Here is an 18,337-nt window from a genome sequence, read left to right on the forward strand (position 1 = left end):
CAATTAGTTGTACCATAGCTAAAATTTCGAATTAAAAACTAACATCATAAAATTAGCCAAAATTATTAACTAAATAGACAACTTTAGTTAACTCGCAACCCACTCTATCTCTATCAATGTTGTCTCACCACACTTAAGGCGACCTAGGAAAATATCACCTTGATGTACTTCTCCGACACCTTTAGGGGTGCCCGTCATCACTACATCGCCATCTAGCAAAGTCGTGTAAGAAGAGAGCTCTTCGAGGATTGTTTGTGGGGAATATAGCATTTGCTCAACGTGTCCTTTCTGAACACGAACACAGTTAATAAACAGCTCTAGATTTAAGTCTGCGAGATCCAAGTTTGTTATTGGAACAAAGCGGCTAAGAACGGCAGAACCATCAAATGCTTTAGCACGCTCCCAAGGCAAGCCTTTCGCTTTCAAGCTGCTTTGCAGCTCGCGCTTAGTCAGATCTAACCCTAAACCTACTGCTGAATATTGACCGTTTTCAACGATGAAACAAATTTCTGCTTCATAGTGCAGGGCTTCCTGATGAAAAGAAGAGAGGGAAGAAGTTACGCTAGTACAGGGTTTATTGAACACCACCATAACGTCTGGAATCGCGTTGTTAAGTTCTTCAATATGATCGACATAGTTACGCCCAACACACAGTACTTTCGTCGGTGTCGCTGTTTGTTTCGAATTCATTAACTTTTCCTGATCTACAACACTGCTCATAGTTTATCCCTGAACTATTTTGGAATGCGGAGTTTACCTCATCCCAAAGATAGAATCTTCGACAAGCTGGCGACTGATCTCTAAATTCTGATCTTTAGCTCAATTCGCTCATTGGGAAATTTTCATAAGGAAATCGGGGCATTCTGAGGTGGTCATTCAAAACGAAAAAAGCCCTCTCCAACCAAAAGGTTTGAGAGGGCTTAGCATGGTGTCTAGGACAGTATCCTAAAAGGTAAACCTAAGGAGTAAACACTATGCTAAATCAGTCTGAGACTTATAGGTAATAGCGGGCATCAGTAGCCACCAGTAGTCTGCGTTACCGAAATCAAAAGTATCTCAGTAGTTCACCGTTTCTTCCATATTAGTCAGTACCTAGTTAGCGAACTCCTCGTAGATGACAACGTTCATGAATGAGTTTGGCGTATAAGAAAAGTTGTAACAATATTCTATTGAGATGGACAAAAATCAATTACAAAGAAGAGATTCAAAGCTGGAAGTAAAATACCCCCTACTTTCAGTACCAGTTAAAAGTACATGAGAAATGAGTATAGGGGGTGATTTCTCGATGGCTCTCCTTACAAGGTTTGCTCAAGCGCTTGTTTAAGTTCTGCTTCTGCTCGCTCAATCACTTGTTGAGCCTGCTCGCGTTGCGCTCTGCCTTCCTTGACTCGTAATAGCGTATTGTTCAACGTTTCTATCGTCAGTTGATTCACGGTCTCTAGAGAATCAAGGTCGAGAATGCCACGCTGGTCATTTTCTGCTATTTGCTCTTCTAACGCCTTCAGTTTCTCTGCGTTTTGCACATATTGCTTATTGGTATAATCCTTCACCGCGCGCGTTACCTTTAACGCTTTCTCTTTTTCGTAATTGGAAATCGCAATCAAGAATTGGCGCTTCCACAATGGGAAAGTGTTGTGCACGATATCTTGAATGTCTTCCATCAGCATTTTATTGCCTTCTTGAGACAATCGAATCTGAGGTGCGGTTTGGATAGCAGCAAGGCGAGTGAGCTCAAGGTTATGTACTCGCTTTTCTAAACGCGCAACGGCTTGGGTGGCATCACGGTATTTCTGAGCATCCATAGTATTTCAGCCTGTAAGAACGAGCAGGGCAATTAACAATTAACAATTAACAATTAACAATTAACACATTAACACATTAACACATTAACACATTAACACATTAACAATATTCAATGTAAATATATCTCCCCCCTTCTTAATATAAAAGAATAAATAAGCAAGATAACTACATTGAAAGCCCGGAATCATAATTTGAAGCCAGGCCAACTGTATTACTCAATAACTAATTAATCATTCAGTGATCTCAACACCAAAATGCTCGGTACAAGTCACTTGGCTAGGCTGACCGCCTGAGTCATAGCCACAAAAGTCTTCCTCAAGAATAGCGTAATCGGCACGCGTATCTGCCAATTGCTGCATAAATTCTTCTTTGGTAACTTTCTTTTCTCGGTAGAAACTTGCATAAGTTGGCTGGTCCATAAAAAAGCCTTGAGCTGTACGCACTCTCGTATCATTTGGTGGGAGGGTCGTTAACTGGTTTTGCATGATACTTCCGTCAGGCAAATACACTTGGTATAGAACACTGTTTTCCCCCATCAAAGTGGTTGAGGTGTCCACCATCATTCCATAAGCTTCGTAAGAGCCAGCTAACCCCCCATTACAATCCGATGCACTTTGATCGGCACTAAAGATCTTTTCATTACCATTCGTTCCACAAATTCCCGAACCAACAACATCTTCACCGCTTGTACATTCTGTTAGGTCCTTCGGAGGGTAGAGGAACACATTTCGCTGCTTAATGCTGTTCCCAACAACTTCTAGATGAATGAAACCTTTGTAGTGATCGTAGCGGTAGGGCCAACTGGAGGATACATTGGGGTTACCATCGCTTCCTAAAAAAGTATACTCACCAACCCACCACCCCTCTTCTCTTTGCCAAGCTTCAAAATCAAGCAAGTTTACTGACTCTAAATCACAAGAAGAGTCAGAAATAACAGTCTCGACTTCCGAACTACCCTCGACTTCCGCACTAGTGTCATTATCGTCATTGCAAGCGGCTATTAAAGTACATGTAACAATGACAAATGTTGTACGTAAAAACATAGAACCTCCATATCGGAATAAACTTTGTTCAACAAACAACACATAAGCATATTTTATACCCTATGTTACTTATTTTTCACATCAATCATTGTTGACGTTAACTCATAGCCTCCAACCCTACGCAACCTTTAAGAGTTCATATACTTAAATCTATTTGTAACTCAGAACTCATTACTGGATGTAGCGAGAATCATTTTTACGATGGTACAAAACACTGCAATCATTTTTAAAATTGATAGTATTGCCAACATTTCCTCCTCTTGTTTTTATTTTGATTCTCTAAAAGCAAAGTGAGTATTGAAATAATACAAATATCCGTAGAATTCTCTAAGATCCATTTTTACTGAAGCAAACCTCAGCCCAACGAGCTAAGCCCGCCGTTACTGAACCGAAATAGTTGCCACTCACAATAGGCACATTCGGTACGGCTTGTTGAACCGCTTCTCTAAGGATAGGTGAACGTGCTGAACCACCCGTCATATAGATAACATCTGGTTTCTTTTCGCCTTGTTGAATAGCCTCTTTAACCAACTCAATCATCTTAGACTTTGGCGTATCGATAGCATCCACCATCTGTTCAACTGAGATATCGACTTCGATCAACTCGGAAGCAACATTCATCGCTGCGCGATACTCTGAAGATTCCGCCAACGCGATCTTAGCTTCTTCAGCTCTACGTACGATGCCGTAACCCAAAGTATCGTGATAAACCTTGAGTAAGCGGTCTAGCTTCTGTGGTTCAGCAGCTTCTTTACGAAGTAACTTCAGTGCTACAAGGTTTTCTCGCGAGTAAAAATTCTTTTGAGCTTCTACATTGTTGATGGCTATTGGGTTCCAGAATTGGGTCAATGGCATATCAATACCGGAAATCGCTTTACTGCTCATACCGAAAGGTGACATCAGTTGTTTGAAAGCCAGGTAAATATCTAAGTCATTACCCCCTACCCTTTGACCACTGTGCGCTAATAAGCTCTGGCTACGATCGGCTTTCCCAGACCAACTCGGGCCCATTTCTAGTAGAGAACAGTCGGTCGTACCACCACCAATATCAACAACCAATACCGTTTGGTTTTCAGTCAGAGTGCTTTCATAATCTAAGCCAGCAGCTACAGGTTCAAATTGAAATGCAATATCTAGGAAGCCCGCACGCTTCGCCGCGCGAGATAAGATAGCTTCAGCTTGTCTGTTTGCTTCTTCACCACCGCGACCGTGGAAGTTAATTGGTCGACCAATAACCGCTTGTTTGATTTTTTCTTGAGTAGTGAGCTCAGCTTGCTGCTTGATGTTGGCCATCATGGCACATACTAGATCTTCAAAGAAGCTAACCTGAACGTCATGTAGCCCACTTGCGCCTAGGAAAGACTTAGGAGACTTTACATAATAGACATCACGCGGATCTTCTAAGTAGAGATCTAACGCTGCCTGACCAAATGCCATTTCTTCTGGCACAAGGTCGATACTCTCTTCGCGGTTGAGGGCAATGGCACGTCGTAGCACTTGCTCACCGACAGCATCGCTCGGTTTGATGTTCAGGTGGCGAAATAAATGTTCAGATACACTCTCACGAGTAGGAGCAAATACGGTTGAGGGAATATAGTGGTTGTTACCTTCTAACGGTAACAAGCTTGGTTCTCCATTGACCATTGCAGCCACAGAACAGTTTGCTGTTCCATAATCAAATCCAATAAACATAATATCCCCCACTCAACAAAAGGGGCGAGATGCTACATGAAAAGCCTTTCAATTACGAGGTCATTTACTATTTTTCAGAGTCAATTTTTAGTGAGTTTTCTCTTAAAACAGATACAAGTGTGTTACATTTCAGCCCAAACAAATCAAGGGTCAGATAGATGAAAACACCTTGCCGAGCGGCTTGTAAAAATAATGGTGGCATGTGTAGCGGCTGCTTCAGAACCATGGACGAAATTATAGGTTGGAAAGGCTTATCTGAGAATGAAAGAGAATCTGTGATGAATAACCTTAGCGGTATTAGCTCTACCCACCAATGCCCGCAATGTAACGAGCCTGCTCAGTGCGATATTAGCGTAGGTAAAGAGACGTGCTGGTGCTTTGAGCTAGAGAAAAGAGACACGAGCTCTATACCCAAAGTTGGAGTATGTATGTGTCGTAAATGCTTGTCTGAATTCCCAATTCAGTAGCCTGTCGGTATTGAAAGATCTAAGAAATAAGCGAGATAAGCTCATCTCGCTTCATGGTCTTAATGTTTAAGTAAGTATTTACTTCACCATTGAACCCTATTTACTTGGACTTTAAGACCAACGCCGGCTGGGAGAATTCAACCCCACTCCAGCCATGAACCATAAAGTTTCGGATGTTCTGGTGATCAGTGTTCTCTGGAAAACCTAGTACATCATTACGGTAGTATTGGCCAAAGCACGCTAGTGTTTGCTCTGCTGAAAGCCCTTGATCTTGGCCGAACGCAAAAATTTTGCATGAACCGTTGTTCTTCCCTGCCTCATTCACCACATCTCCATTGCGAAATTCGCACTCAGAAAAATCATAATGAGCTTCAATTACCTGCATTGTATCTTCAAATTGAACACTTTCAGGTGATTCAGACAGGGTGTTTAACAAGGTTTCTAGTTCCATTTACTCTTTCTCCTTTGATTAGATTATGGGTAGCAGTGTAACGCGTTTTTTGCTCAGAGTAAGCCGCTGTTTGAGTGACAAACCATTTCCACTTTTTTCATTCAGATATCTTCATTTCCTTAGTGAAAGTAATGATATAGTTCTATTGGGACGTTATATTATTTTCAATATATGGTTAACATTTTCATTGAAGAACATGCATAAAGATAAAACGTAGAACTGTTTAGATACCTGAAACCCGGTACAAAAGCACCAGGTGTATTAGAGTTTGGCCCCGACGACTCAATTCAGATCAGTACTCTATATATTGGGCACAAAGAAGAGCAGTACCTTATCTTAGAGCTGTCACAAAAAGCGACCGAGGCACTGACGTTAAGAAAACTCATCAACGTCGATATCATCGTTCGAGCGATTACAGACACAGAACTTGGGCACATCGTCGCATTCAAAACCAATGTACTTGCTCATATCACCTCCCCTGCGCATCTTCTATTTCTTCGTCCGCCAACGAGCTTTGCAACAAAACCAATCCGCGAACACGAAAGATACAAAGTGCGCCTCAACTGCGAAGTTACCTTTGACACCTTGACGCTAAACGCTGTGTTAGTCGATTTCTCTGTTTCCGGCTGTGGTATCTACATTACACAACTATCCGATATTGATGTGGGATGGAAGGTAAAGGTGGATTCAATATTGAGTGAGCACTTAGATAGTGAATTGGTTTACAAAGTCGTGAGTAAGAAAAGACAAGGCCAAGGCTGGGTGCTAGGAATTCAATTCCCTGAACACCTAGACATGAGTGATGAGCTTAAAACATTACTGTTAGAACAAGCTTTCGTTGCTGGCTTTGTATAGTTGTTCTCGGATGTTCAGGATGCAGCTCTCGAAACCACTCGGTGTGGCACAGCCTTGCATTCAAAGAGTTAAAGAAAAACTAGAGTCTGTTTTGATCCCAGTATGATTTTTTGAAATGGACAAAAGCTTGATGCAATGACTCTTCTTTAATCGGTTTAACAATCACATAGTTGGCACCTGCAGCCATAAAACTATCCCTTGTCGATTCTTGAGCATCTGCAGTACACGCATAAATCGGGGCTAATACACCGATTTCCTCTCGCAACTGTTGTGTCGTTTCAACGCCGCCAAGATTAGGAAGTTGATTATCCATTAGAATGAGGTCATAAGTGGTTGCTTTTGCGAGCTCTATGGCCTCCAGACCATCTTTCGCCCAGGTCACCACCATGCCATATTTTTTACAAAAAGCCTGTGCGATGAAAGCATTGGTGTGGTTATCTTCCACCAGCAACACCTTCAAAGAGCGATCGAATAGCGCCTCAGGTTCTATACCTGTTTGCTGCTTAACATCAATTAGCGTCTTAGAGTTCAGTTCAACTGGGATTTCGATAATGAATTCCGAGCCTTGATCTTTAGCACTGCGAACCTGAATATCGCCTTCCAGCATGTCGACCAAGTTTTTAACAATGGTTAACCCTAACCCAGTCCCGCCGTACTCACGTGTTGTCGTTTCTTCGGCTTGGACAAAGGGTTCAAAAACGGCATCAATTTTACTCCCATCAATACCAATACCGGTGTCTTTAACGCGAACGATCAAGCTGGCTTTATTCGCATTGAAGATACTTTCAAGTTCAAAGCTAACAGAGATACCACCTTGATGCGTAAATTTTAGGGCGTTACTCAACAAATTAAACATAATTTGGTTCAAACGCACTTGGTCGGTATTGATTTCAATGTCGTCAGCCAGATGATTCACGATCGTGAATGTGATCGATTTATCCTCACAAAGTGGACGGTAGATGCTGTCTAGAGTGTTAATCAACTCCGCCAAGCGGAAGTCTTTCTTTTGAATATTGAATTGCCCTTGCTCGATCTTTGAAAAATCCAAAATGTCGTTCAATACCGCTAGCAAGTGTTCTGCACTGTTACAGAGTACATCGACCTGCTCTTTATTATCTTCATTGTGCATAGAGCGTTTAAGAAGCTGAGATACACCCAAGATGCCATTGAGTGGTGTACGAATTTCGTGGCTCATCTTCGCCAAGAAATCAGCACGAACGTTCGCAAGATGCTCGGCCTCTTCTCTGGCACGATCGGCTTGTCTCTCCGCTTCAACCAACTTGGTTATGTCTTGTCCTTGTACTACGACGCCTGTGATGCCATGTTCAACCCGAATCGCCGACATATTCCAACGAAACACCTTTTCGCCAATTGGTACGTTAATGCCCGTCAACTTGGCCCCTTGAACCACCATTTGTATGTTTGGCAGCATACGATGTTCGAACTCATGTGCAACGGCACCATAATTATCATCTTCATCAAACAGCGTCATACGCGCTGCTGGATTCATTTGAATCAAGTCGCCTTTTTCAGACCAAACCAAAATAGGAGAATGAGCAAAGTTAAACAGGTCTTGGAATTTTTGATTTTGTTCAGATAGACGTTCAAAGGTATCCTCAAGAGTACAGCCTATGTGATGAAACTCGAAAATATTAGAGCCATCAAATTTGTTGTACTCTTCGCTATCACTAGCTGAGCGAGTGAAGTCCATGAGCTTATCAAGTTCAGCAGAAACTCTTCTCTGAATCCAAGAACGGGCAAAGAAAGACATGAAAACGATCACAACAATGACAACGATGATCGCACGCTCATAGTTCTCTTCTAAGGCGATGACATTACTGTTCTTTTGAACGGCACGAATGATAAGAGGCGTTTCTACCGCGTTGATTTTAATCGTGGTGATAGTGACAAAATGACGAGGTAATTGCTCGTAGATTCTGTAATTGAGGATGTCTGTTATCGAGTAACTTTCATCACCACTGAAGGTTGAAGTGACAGGCGTACCGTGCGCTTCAATCACGATATTTTCGCAGTTACTGCCCTGCAGGATAGACTCTGCGAGAGAAAAATTATTATCAAGGACAATGGCTATATACAGCTGTCCGAGTACTTCGCCCGTTTTACTGTCAACAATCGGAGTACGACGAGCTAACAAGTGACGCTTACCAATCTCGGTCATTACCTGGATGAAGTGCCAGTTGCTGCTAAAAGAGACCTCATCAGAAATATGCTCTAGGTTGTTTCCATCTAAACCATAAAACTGAGCGTTGCCATCTTCCCATACCAACCCATCGTGCGTTGAGACAAAGCGAAGATCAGGAGCGTGATCGGGCTCTCGCTGATCTACGCCAAAGAAAAAGTAGTTCAACACCTCTTCGTCGCCTGTAGCAAAGTACTCGCGTAAAGTGTCACTGTGTGAGCTACTGTCTTGATGAATCTGTAAGACAGACAGACGATAATCGAACATGTTTTGAATCAGACTCGACGTCTGTTGAACCGTTCGATTAGTCTCTTGTTTTACAATGTTACTGCTGGTTTCATAATTATGAATAAGCACGCCAAGTGCCATCACGCCTATCACTAAAATGATGATACGCGTAATAAGCTTAGCTAATGTGTTCCTAGGTGTACTGGCGTAGCTTTTCTTCATTATTGACCTGAGTATCTAAATGCTCGCTGTTTCAGTTCAGAAATGCGTTCTGGGGAGTCTTCTTTAGTCACGATTTCAAAATCACCTGAGTAAACAGTAGGAACGGCTTCCCCGGCAAGGTCCCACTTAATAGCCTCTGCCATTGCGATACCCGTATCATCGTTCATACGCATCACAGTGACATCAAGTTCACCTCTTTCAATCGCTTCAAGTTCAGCAGAGCCACCGCCCCAGCCATTAACTAAGATATCTCGACCCGATTCTCGAATCGCATCCACCGCACCTAAAGCGACATCGGTTGCACATGCATAAATAAAGTCTAGGTCTTTATCGTTCTCTATGCTGATTTTAGCCGCTCGGTAACCACTCTCTTTGTCCGATCTTGTGTAAAAAGAGGATTTTAAATCAAAGTTCGTATCACTGTTTACATCGTGAATGAAGGTATCACCACGGGCATCACTAATATAACCTTCTGAGCGGTACAGAACCGAGTATTTGCTGTTGGGTTTGCTGACTTCTTTGAAGTAATTCGCTAATTTTAAACTGCCCGTTGCATGGTCAAAACCAACATACATGAAGGGTTGTCTATCAGCCCATGCTCGGACTGGCGTAGTGATGTTCTGCAGAATAAGTTTGGTATCAGTAGAGCTCAATACGTGCTCAATAAATTTACGATGGCGCGTCGTGTCCAGCGTAAAGATCAAATAATCGGTTTTATTTTCTATCGCTTCTTGTAACGAGATACTTTGCTGTGCGAGATCCGCGTTCACTCTCGTAAACACTTGGTTAATTTGATAATTAATTCTCAGTTTATCAAGTCGCTTTTCAAAAGCTTGGATGTTACGAACCCAATAATCAGAGATTTGTTGGCCCGGATACACGACAGAAATCGTGATCGGCTCATCCTGGACTCGTTTCAGTGGAACGGGGTGGTTTTGCACAGCCTGAACCATTTTATCGGTTAAGGCTTTTTGTTCAGGAAAGTTAGAAAGGTAATCTTGGTACTCCCAATATCCGTTAAGGACATGGGTTCCGTGGGAGAGAGCGGACGCAGAAAATACGGCTAGTCCAAACAACATCAATAAACGTTTCATATTTTTCTCGTTTTATATGAGCTACTTTGGCTCATTTTTTAACCTAGCATGACACCATCTCTTTGAATGGCTGAAAGATATTATGTAGGACAACGAGGATAAATGATAGCGGCTAGAGCTAATTAGAACGACATTCCAAATGAGTGATATATCAAATGAGAGCGGTAACAGAAAAACTTTAGTGTCACGTGGCTAAACACGCATTCCTAATTTTATATTTTTCAAATAAAAATCAACTATTTAATAAAACCCTCTCGGAATTTTTAATTATTACGATTTTATCAGTAGTCACTATTTTAGGTATGAATTATGAGACTTCGATATATTGAATGTTGTCGTCTTGCCACTCAATGATAAGTTTTAGTGATACTAACTTTTCTTTACGTAACTTAGGTAATTGTTTGATCGCGTATTCGGTTTTCAGAGCCTCACTTTTCGACTGGGTCTCCATACTCCAAACTAACTTCAGCGGCCCCTTGCCTTTTAGGGCTTTGGCACCTTTACCAGTTTGGTGCTGCTCAAAGCGACGTTGTAGATTATTGGTGACACCACAATACAAAGCGTTATGACGATTGCGGATCAGGTACACGACCCAATCCGCCTTGTTCTCAGATTCAGACATTTAAAGCAGAGATTCAACCAGAGCTTTCAACTCGGCTACTTCAGCCCTTAGGCTTGCAACTTCAGACTCTAGCTCTTGCAGCTTCTCACTCGATGCTGACGGTGCTGCAACACCTGCAGATGCCGTCGCAAACGCTTCAACATCGACTTCACCGCTGAGTAAATGCTGATAACGTGACTCACGCTTACCTGCTTCACGCGGCAGTTTAACAACCAAGGCGCCAGCTTCACGGGTCGCTAGCTTTTCGAGCGTTGCTTCCACCTCTTTTACATCAGTGAAATTCGCCAAGCGCCCTGTCCTCGTACGTAATTCGCCCGGCGTTTGTGGACCACGCAGTAACATACAACAGATGATCGCGCGCTCTTGTTCTGTAAATTGCAGATCACCAAATTCAGTATTGCAGAAGCGATGCTGGTACTTATTAACACGACTATTAAAACTACTTTCGTCACTCACCATGCGGCGAGCAATCAAGCCATCAACGGCATCTAATACTTCTGACTCAGACAACGACAGAACAGGCTCACGATTGCTTTTCTGATTACAAGCAGTGGTCAGACTGTTCAACGTAAGTGGGTAATGATCGGGAGTCGTCACTTCTTTTTCGATCAAGCAACCAATGATTCTCGCTTCAATTGGGGAAAGTACTGTGTTCATCGTTATTCCTTTTTATTATTTTGGTGATTCCGTCTCAGCACTAAACAATGCATTCACCTAGGACTAGTGCTCAGACAAAATTGGTACTCGTTTCTTTCTACCCTGTTCATCAATCATTATGATCTTAGAACGGTTTAGCTCTATTTCCACGACTTCCAAATAAGTACGCTCTTTTACATACGCATCACGAAGCTTGTTTTGCTCTGCTGAAGGTTCAGTCGCTTTATCACCTGAATCTTCGGTTTCCAATTGTTGTTGATTCATTTCACATTTCGTATCAATGCAGTATCTACATGGGATACTAACTTGAACGGCGAGATAAAAACAATCACACATCGGTGAGAGTGACGAATAATTAAACAACCTTACTTTTGCTTTGATCTAAAGACTGTTACATCATCAATTGATGTGCTTTAATCAGAACCAGATAACGTATTTGACGAATAGGAAAAGGAATCTATGAGCAGCGTATTTGAAATTGTTAACCAAGCACGACGTAAGAACAAACTTAAGCGTGAACTGCTAGACAACGAAAAGAAAGTTCGTGACAACCGTAAGCGTGTCGACCTTCTTGATAACCTACTTGATTACATCAAGCCAGAGATGACTCACGATGAGATTCTAGGCATCATCAAAAACATGAAAGCTGACTACGAAGATCGTGTTGATGACCACATCATCAAGAGCGCAGAGATTTCTAAAGCTCGTCGCGACATCAGCCGTCGTATCCGTGAGCTGACAGAAGAAGACAAGCAAATCCAAGGTAAGAAGTAATCTTACAAAGTTGGATGACTTGTTTAGTAACCCACTCTTTGTAGTGGGTTTTTTTGTACCTAAATTCCAGTGTCTATACTTAAGCCTACGTATTTAATGATTCAAATATCATTATCAAGGTCAACGTAAGAAATGGAGTCAACTTATGTACTCAACCATTCTGATTACCTTAGCGCTGTCATCAACTCAACCCTATCCACAAGAGTTTGAAAGGCTTTATACCGAAAATACCGAAATCACTTATGACGATCTCGTGGTCGACGTTCATGGCTACAAGGTTCCGACTCGTTCGGCATTTCGAGGCTGGATGCTACTTAATCACGCTGAAGACAAAGTAAGAGAGATTGGACAGCAGCTCAAAGATGCTGGAATCACCCAAAGCATGCCTTTGCATCTGGTGCTATTACAAGGAACAGACTGGGCGATGAGCAACACCACCTTGTTTACTCTTCCTGATAAGAAGAACGTGCCGAATATGATCAACACCTTGAAATACATTCAACAATACATTGAGCCTGAAATCGGTGTGGTGATTCCTGTATCTGGTGAAAGAACTCAGCTTTATAACCAACAAGCTGGCGGTGCACTACGAAGTAAACACTTAGAATTCTGCGCCTTGGACCTAGTCCCAGCGAATGACCTTACTCGAGAACAACTACACGTAAAACTCAAAAAAATTCATGCTGAGTTTGGGCAGAAAAATAACGTTGGTCTGGGTTTGTATTCTGGTGTTCGTTTCCATATTGATACTTGTGGCTTTAGACAATGGTAAAAACACACTTAAAAGTCAAAAAGACATATAAATTGCAAGTGTCTTTTTGACTACAAAAGAGCAACGCCTAAAGTTAAAACACTGATAATCAAGAGTTTTAAATCTTGGAACACTAATTGCTACTAGTTAAATATCAAAACAACTATTAGTAACTAGGAATTCAATATGAAGACGATGACTCAACGCTTTCAAACTCTACTTTCTGTATCTAACTTCAGCCTAGCAATCACCACGTTGCTTATGCTACTCAGCATAATTATCGCTTACCCAATGGCGGACCATTTCTCATTACCGATTCAGATCGTTGCGCATATCAGCACTATCATTGTGGCGGCTTTCGTCAAAATCAGTTATGTCGGTCGATGCCTTGCGCAATACAACCTTGGAATGGAAGTGCGTTAAATATCGGTAGATTCGTTCTAAAACTCAAAGCAAAAAAGCTCAACGACTTGTTGAGCCTCGAGTGAGATATCCATTAAACAATATCAAGACTGCTAAACAGATCATAGAGTTGGTGAGATTTATAAGGTTTAGGTAAATAAGCATTCATGCCCGCATCAAAACAATCTTTGATGTCTTCTTCTAACACACTTGCAGTTAAAGCAATAATGGGTAGTGGTGTCGCTTGTTGTTCAAGCTCCCACTGCCGGATTGCTCTGGTCGCTGTTATCCCATCCATGACTGGCATCATGCAATCCATCAACACGGCATCAAATTGCGCGCCCTGAGTGATAACATCAACCGCCTCTTGCCCATTACTAGTAATTAGATATTCATAACCAGCTTGTTCAAGAAAGAAGCTCGCTATCTTCTGATTCATCAAGTTATCTTCGACAATCAAGATACGTCGATTCAGAGGACGCACTTCTTCTTTTTCTGATTTGGCTTCAGGTACTGGCTCTTCATTCGCATCAAGTGACAATAGACTATTCAAGAAACGCCGTCCCAAGAATGGTAGTGTATGAGTTGAATGAACAGACTCTGTAATCAGATTAGTTTTGAATAAGTGGTGCTGACAAACAATCACGCGGTCTAACGGGTACTGTTCTTTCAACGCAGCTAAATCACTCTGCAGTGAGTGATGTAAGGTATGGCAATACAGAACAAAGTCGCTCTCTTTGATCTCTTCGTCTAGCGACGATATCGACCCCACCACCTTAGGTTTTATATTGAGGCGCTCACACTCTTTGGCTAATTGGTCGAGATAGTTAAAAGAGTTGGAAATGATCGTTGCACGATTTAAATTTTCGAAGCTTTGAACTTGCGTCTCTACCACATCGACATACAGACAAAACGTAAAGGTAGAGCCTTCACCTTTTACTGAACGGGCAGTGATGTATCCACCCATTAAATCAACAAGCTGCCGACAGATTGCTAACCCAAGCCCTGTGCCACCAAACTGACGCGTGATATTGCCATCCTCTTGAGTAAAGGGCTCAAATATGGACTCTAGTTTCTCTGGTTCAATACCAATGCCTGTATCCGAAACATTGCACTCGAGTTTACCTCTACCCATCGACATTGGCGTATAGGCGATGTCCGTTGTGATGGTACCGTTAGAGGTGAACTTGATGGCATTCGACAATAAGTTCGTCAGCACCTGCCTAACACGATACTCATCGAAGAATAGTTGCGGTGGTGTTTGAGAATCAATGTTCACATCGAGCTCAATGTCTTTACTGATCGCCTTAGATAAAATCACGCTCACAGAGTCATAGACGGCTTCACGTAAGTCAGCATTGTGTGGAGAGAGCATAAGGTTACCCAACTCAATCTTAGACAAGTCGAGAATGTCATTCAGTAGCACCAGTAATGAGTGCGACGATGACTCAATATCCCCAAGCACCTCTTGTTGGTTAGGGCTTAGCTTACTCTGCGATAAAATCTCCGCCATACCAATGATCCCATTTAAGGGAGTTCGGATCTCATGAGACATATTGGCGAGGAATGCACTTTTCGCTTTATTAGCTGATACGGCATCTTCTTTGGCTTCAATAAGCTCTTGATTACGTAGGTAGTTACGTTCCATCACCCTATTTAAGGTTTCAGTAAACTCTGCTAGCTCATCATTGCCCTCAATTTTTATGGTGTTCGGCTTACCATCGTTATCAGCGCACTCCGAAACGCCCTTCAAGATCATTGATAGATTTCTGTTCAAGCGTATAGAGATCATGGCTCCCAACCACAACAACACTCCCGAAACAGCAAGGATCAAGAACGAGATCACTAAAGTTTGTCTTTTCTGCAATGCAATATTGTTTGTTAAATCAAACTGCAATTGCTTGGTGTAAGCACTGATCGCTTGAGAAATGGCTCGCTTTTTGACCTCTAGACTTTTTAGGTGCTCATATACTTCGGGCAATGAAAGTTCTCCTTCGAGAATTCGTGTTGCAAACTTGCCCTGAAACTCATCTTGAGAAACTGTATTAAGAAGTTGCCTAATACTTGGAGAGCTCGTATCCGATTGGAAAAAGGTCTCTAATAACTGCTGCTGTCGATCTAACGCACTAATGTAACTCAGAAGATATTGATTTTTTTGTTCAGGCGAGCGGTACAAGCTGTAGCTCAACCATGCTTCTCGCTGGCTCCAAAACACGTAGTTAGTGAGGTGGACGAACATCGCATCAGCTTGACTAATATCTTCATCCAATAAAGCCACCCGATATTCGGATAACTGAAGCAACACGCCTTTTAATAGTCCGAAAGCCTTATCTATTAACGCCTGATTGCCAGAACCTGGCGTCACATTAGTCAGGCTCATTATCACATTCTTCAGTTCGGTCAGCAGAGGCTCAATATTCAGGTTTTCATCAGACTGCTTTAGTCGAGCCCCGTACTGAGAAAGCCTATCCAATTCTGATTGCAGGGTTAAAAGCAACTGGCCTTTCTCAGAGGAGTCATTAGACAGAACTAACCATCGATGGGCATTTCTTGAAACCGTGTTAAAAGATTGAAGAGCTTCAACCTTAACTCGTGTAGTTTCAAGATTATTCATCTTCGTGTCGTTCTTGAACACTTGGTTTACTGTAAACCCAAACATGATGATTACAGACACAGTGGTAAGAAGAATTAGACGCCATCTAATTGACATGTTTATCATTTTTATAACTACTCCCTTCCCGAAAGTAATTTAACCTAGCCCAAGTAAAGAATAGGACATTAACAGCGGTTATTGATCAAATTGGATATGAACAAACGATACTCTGAGTCCAGAAAGGCAAATAATGTGCAGTGTACAAAGCAAACGTTGGTATCAGGATAGCAAATCAATGAAACGTTTCATTTCCGAGAGAGAGTTATTATCGCTCACATAACAAGTAAAGAAGTCACATTGATAAGGCAGAAAGGCAGCAAGTCACGGTGCTAGGTACGAACAAATTCCCAAATTAAGGTTAAATTTGTGAGATCCAAACGTTTGCGCCCTGCATTTTTTTCACGCAACGATGGCTTATTTGAAGGTTAAACAACAAAACAGACTGATTAGCTTGTTTGTTGTTTACCATTTACGTGTAACTTGTATTGATGATCACAGTTTTACTGATCACTATGACTTTCATTACATATCATATTTTGATTTGAGTATTTTTTGTCGGAAATTAAGTGCTACAGATTGTTAAAGTCAATAGCCTTTACCTACGCATAAAACTTGATTAATGGCTAATATCACACCAACTTACAGATAATTTATCTGCATTTATTTTTCCTAGCAGAATAACCAGTCGTACCTTACAATCCTGCCACATAAAAATTACAAGTTACACACAACGCATATCAAGCACATTTAAGTGGCACAAAAGACCACCGCTTGATAGCTCAACCCCCTATGCTGATTGGCTTCCCTACAACCGCCATGACTGCAGAACTTAACGTGAAAGGTCCCGAGTAAAGATGAGTCCCGAAAAGCACCTCCTAGACTGGCAAACTAGTCAAACTATTGCTGAATCCATCGCTCCAACTTTAGGTCAGTTATACCGCCAAAAAGGCGTAGAAGTTATCCTCTTCGGTAAGACCTTAGTCAACGCAACAACGATCGACATCATCAAAGCTCACCGCATCGCAAAACGCTACACAGGCTCACCGCTAACCGCAGAACAAACTCAACCAATTGTCCAACACCTACTATCAATGCGCTTGTCTCCTTGCCGCGTGGATGTTGGTCGTCTAGCAGCTCAGTACTGGGAAAACCACGAAGATCTCAGCGCGATGGATGATTTCCTTCAAACGGCTCTAATGGGTTCATTAGAAGGCGAAGCGATGACCACACCTCGCGACGTTGTGTTATACGGTTTTGGTCGTATCGGTCGTCTACTAACTCGTATTCTTGTAGAGAAAAGCGGTCCAGGTTACCCACTTCGTTTACGTGCAATTGTGGTTCGTGGTGGTAAAGACGGTGATTTAGAAAAACGTGCAAGCCTACTACGTCGTGACTCAGTTCATGGCCAATTCAACGGCAGCATCGTTGTAGATCAAGAGCGCAAAGCGATCATCGTTAACGGTAATTTCATCCAAGTTATCTACGCAAATAAACCAGAAGACGTGGATTACACGGCTTACGGCATCGACAACGCACTGGTTGTTGATAACACAGGTGTGTGGCGCGACGCAGAAGGCCTAAGCCAACACGTAGCGTGTAACGGTGCAAGCAAAGTGCTGCTTACTGCACCTGGCAAAGGTGACATCAAAAACGTTGTGTTTGGTGTAAATGAAGATGTGATTCAACCTGAAGACACCATCATTTCTGCGGCAAGCTGTACAACGAACGCGATTACACCAGTGTTGAAAGCAGTTCACGACAAGTTTGGTGTTCTATCTGGGCACATCGAAACAGTTCACTCATTCACCAATGACCAAAACCTGATTGATAACTTCCACTCAGGTGATCGTCGTGGTCGTGCTGCTTCATTGAACATGGTACTGACATCAACTGGTGCTGCAAAAGCAGTATCAAAAGCAATGCCAGAGATGGAAGGTAAGCTAACAGGTAATGCGATTCGTGTCCCTACGCCGAATGTTTCAATGGCAGTAGCAAACCTAAATCTTGAGAAAGGTACCAACAAAGACGAGCTAAACGCGTACCTACGTGAAATGGCGCTGTCTTCTGCCCTATCCGCTCAAATTGATTACACCGATTCAACTGAGATTGTATCTACTGACTTGGTTGGCTCTCGCCATCCTGGCGTCGTTGACGGTGTTGCAACTATCGCGCAAGACAACCGCGCTGTTCTTTACATCTGGTACGACAACGAGTTTGGCTACAGCTGCCAAGTTGTTCACTGTATGGAACAGATGATGGGTGTTCGCTACAAGACTTACCCAGCGGTTTAATATCTCTGAGTAAAACAAGCTCCACAACATAATAACTATATCTGCGAAGCCTGTTTCAGGCTTCGCAACCCCTTTTGTTTTACTCCCCCGTATAAACAGAAGGGTTGCCACTTAGATCTGCTATCTCTAACG

At 42.3% G+C, this 18,337-nt stretch carries 15 protein-coding genes and 2 pseudogenes; 6 read left to right on the forward strand and 11 right to left on the reverse strand.

The genetic code is table 11. The features are described from left to right. Window positions 1-87 precede the first annotated feature (87 nt). The 4 genes and pseudogenes from OCV52_RS18580 to yegD all read right to left on the reverse strand — a co-directional run bounded on the left by OCV52_RS18580 (window position 88) and on the right by yegD (window position 4,538). Complete coding sequence (locus OCV52_RS18580; RefSeq protein ID WP_137407073.1) at window positions 88-720, reverse strand: fumarylacetoacetate hydrolase family protein; 633 nt, start codon at window positions 718-720, stop codon at window positions 88-90. 575 nt (window positions 721-1,295) lie between these two features. Then, a pseudogene (locus OCV52_RS18585) lies at window positions 1,296-1,808 on the reverse strand (toxic anion resistance protein); the annotation flags it as partial. A 225-nt stretch (window positions 1,809-2,033) separates the two neighbouring features. Beyond that, window positions 2,034-2,846 (reverse strand): hypothetical protein, encoded by an 813-nt coding sequence (locus OCV52_RS18590; RefSeq protein WP_063523826.1) that lies wholly within the window; start codon window positions 2,844-2,846, stop codon window positions 2,034-2,036. A gap of 327 nt (window positions 2,847-3,173) precedes the next feature. After that, on the reverse strand, window positions 3,174-4,538 hold the full coding sequence (yegD, locus tag OCV52_RS18595) for a molecular chaperone (protein WP_137407072.1): 1,365 nt from the start codon (window positions 4,536-4,538) through the stop codon (window positions 3,174-3,176). A gap of 158 nt (window positions 4,539-4,696) precedes the next feature. Between yegD and OCV52_RS18600 the strand changes: the two genes are divergently transcribed. After that, window positions 4,697-5,005: a DUF1289 domain-containing protein gene (locus OCV52_RS18600; protein ID WP_137407071.1), complete on the forward strand. Its 309-nt coding sequence runs from the start codon at window positions 4,697-4,699 to the stop codon at window positions 5,003-5,005. Between the two features lie 100 nt (window positions 5,006-5,105). Here the strand turns inward: OCV52_RS18600 and OCV52_RS18605 are convergent, their stop codons facing one another. Then, window positions 5,106-5,456 carry a HopJ type III effector protein gene (locus OCV52_RS18605; RefSeq protein ID WP_137407070.1) on the reverse strand — a complete coding sequence of 117 codons (351 nt, stop codon included), beginning with the start codon at window positions 5,454-5,456 and terminating at the stop codon, window positions 5,106-5,108. Window positions 5,457-5,652: 196 nt separating this feature from the next. On the opposite strand from OCV52_RS18605, the pseudogene OCV52_RS18610 reads away from it, so the two are divergent. Beyond that, window positions 5,653-6,311 (forward strand): annotated as a pseudogene (locus OCV52_RS18610) (PilZ domain-containing protein). Window positions 6,312-6,390: 79 nt separating this feature from the next. Here the strand turns inward: OCV52_RS18610 and luxQ are convergent. From luxQ to OCV52_RS18635, 5 genes are all read right to left on the reverse strand, one after another. Next, entirely contained in the window at window positions 6,391-8,961 is a 2,571-nt protein-coding gene (gene luxQ, locus OCV52_RS18615) for a quorum-sensing autoinducer 2 sensor kinase/phosphatase LuxQ (protein WP_137407069.1), read from the reverse strand. Next, window positions 8,961-10,055 (reverse strand): autoinducer 2-binding periplasmic protein LuxP, encoded by a 1,095-nt coding sequence (locus OCV52_RS18620; RefSeq protein ID WP_102426274.1) that lies wholly within the window; start codon window positions 10,053-10,055, stop codon window positions 8,961-8,963. Before OCV52_RS18620 ends, luxQ begins: the two co-directional genes overlap by 1 nt. Window positions 10,056-10,362: 307 nt before the next feature. Beyond that, window positions 10,363-10,677 carry a GIY-YIG nuclease family protein gene (locus OCV52_RS18625; RefSeq protein ID WP_102425585.1) on the reverse strand — a complete coding sequence of 105 codons (315 nt, stop codon included), beginning with the start codon at window positions 10,675-10,677 and terminating at the stop codon, window positions 10,363-10,365. Continuing rightward, window positions 10,678-11,334, reverse strand: a complete 657-nt coding sequence (locus OCV52_RS18630; protein ID WP_137407068.1) for a YceH family protein — start codon at window positions 11,332-11,334, stop codon at window positions 10,678-10,680. It abuts the gene before it with no gap. A gap of 63 nt (window positions 11,335-11,397) precedes the next feature. After that, complete coding sequence (locus OCV52_RS18635; RefSeq protein WP_063523833.1) at window positions 11,398-11,598, reverse strand: hypothetical protein; 201 nt, start codon at window positions 11,596-11,598, stop codon at window positions 11,398-11,400. Window positions 11,599-11,793: 195 nt separating this feature from the next. Between OCV52_RS18635 and OCV52_RS18640 the strand changes: the two genes are divergently transcribed. The 3 genes from OCV52_RS18640 (at window position 11,794) to OCV52_RS18650 (ending at window position 13,282) form a co-directional block, all read left to right on the forward strand. Next, window positions 11,794-12,108 carry a DUF496 family protein gene (locus OCV52_RS18640; RefSeq protein ID WP_004742367.1) on the forward strand — a complete coding sequence of 105 codons (315 nt, stop codon included), beginning with the start codon at window positions 11,794-11,796 and terminating at the stop codon, window positions 12,106-12,108. A 145-nt stretch (window positions 12,109-12,253) separates the two neighbouring features. Then, window positions 12,254-12,880 carry a D-Ala-D-Ala carboxypeptidase family metallohydrolase gene (locus OCV52_RS18645; RefSeq protein ID WP_137407067.1) on the forward strand — a complete coding sequence of 209 codons (627 nt, stop codon included), beginning with the start codon at window positions 12,254-12,256 and terminating at the stop codon, window positions 12,878-12,880. Window positions 12,881-13,045: 165 nt separating this feature from the next. After that, a complete protein-coding gene (locus tag OCV52_RS18650) occupies window positions 13,046-13,282 on the forward strand; it encodes an SMP domain-containing protein (protein ID WP_061031252.1) in 237 nt (78 codons plus the stop codon). Window positions 13,283-13,355: 73 nt separating this feature from the next. Here OCV52_RS18650 and OCV52_RS18655 read toward each other — a convergent pair whose 3' ends face one another. After that, window positions 13,356-15,920 (reverse strand): ATP-binding protein, encoded by a 2,565-nt coding sequence (locus OCV52_RS18655; RefSeq protein ID WP_137407100.1) that lies wholly within the window; start codon window positions 15,918-15,920, stop codon window positions 13,356-13,358. An 848-nt stretch (window positions 15,921-16,768) separates the two neighbouring features. Between OCV52_RS18655 and OCV52_RS18660 the strand changes: the two genes are divergently transcribed. Continuing rightward, complete coding sequence (locus tag OCV52_RS18660; protein ID WP_137407066.1) at window positions 16,769-18,205, forward strand: glyceraldehyde-3-phosphate dehydrogenase; 1,437 nt, start codon at window positions 16,769-16,771, stop codon at window positions 18,203-18,205. Window positions 18,206-18,337: the final 132 nt, after the last annotated feature.

Origin of the sequence: Vibrio chagasii (genome assembly GCF_024347355.1) — a bacterium.
GTDB classification, from domain to species: domain Bacteria; phylum Pseudomonadota; class Gammaproteobacteria; order Enterobacterales; family Vibrionaceae; genus Vibrio; species Vibrio chagasii.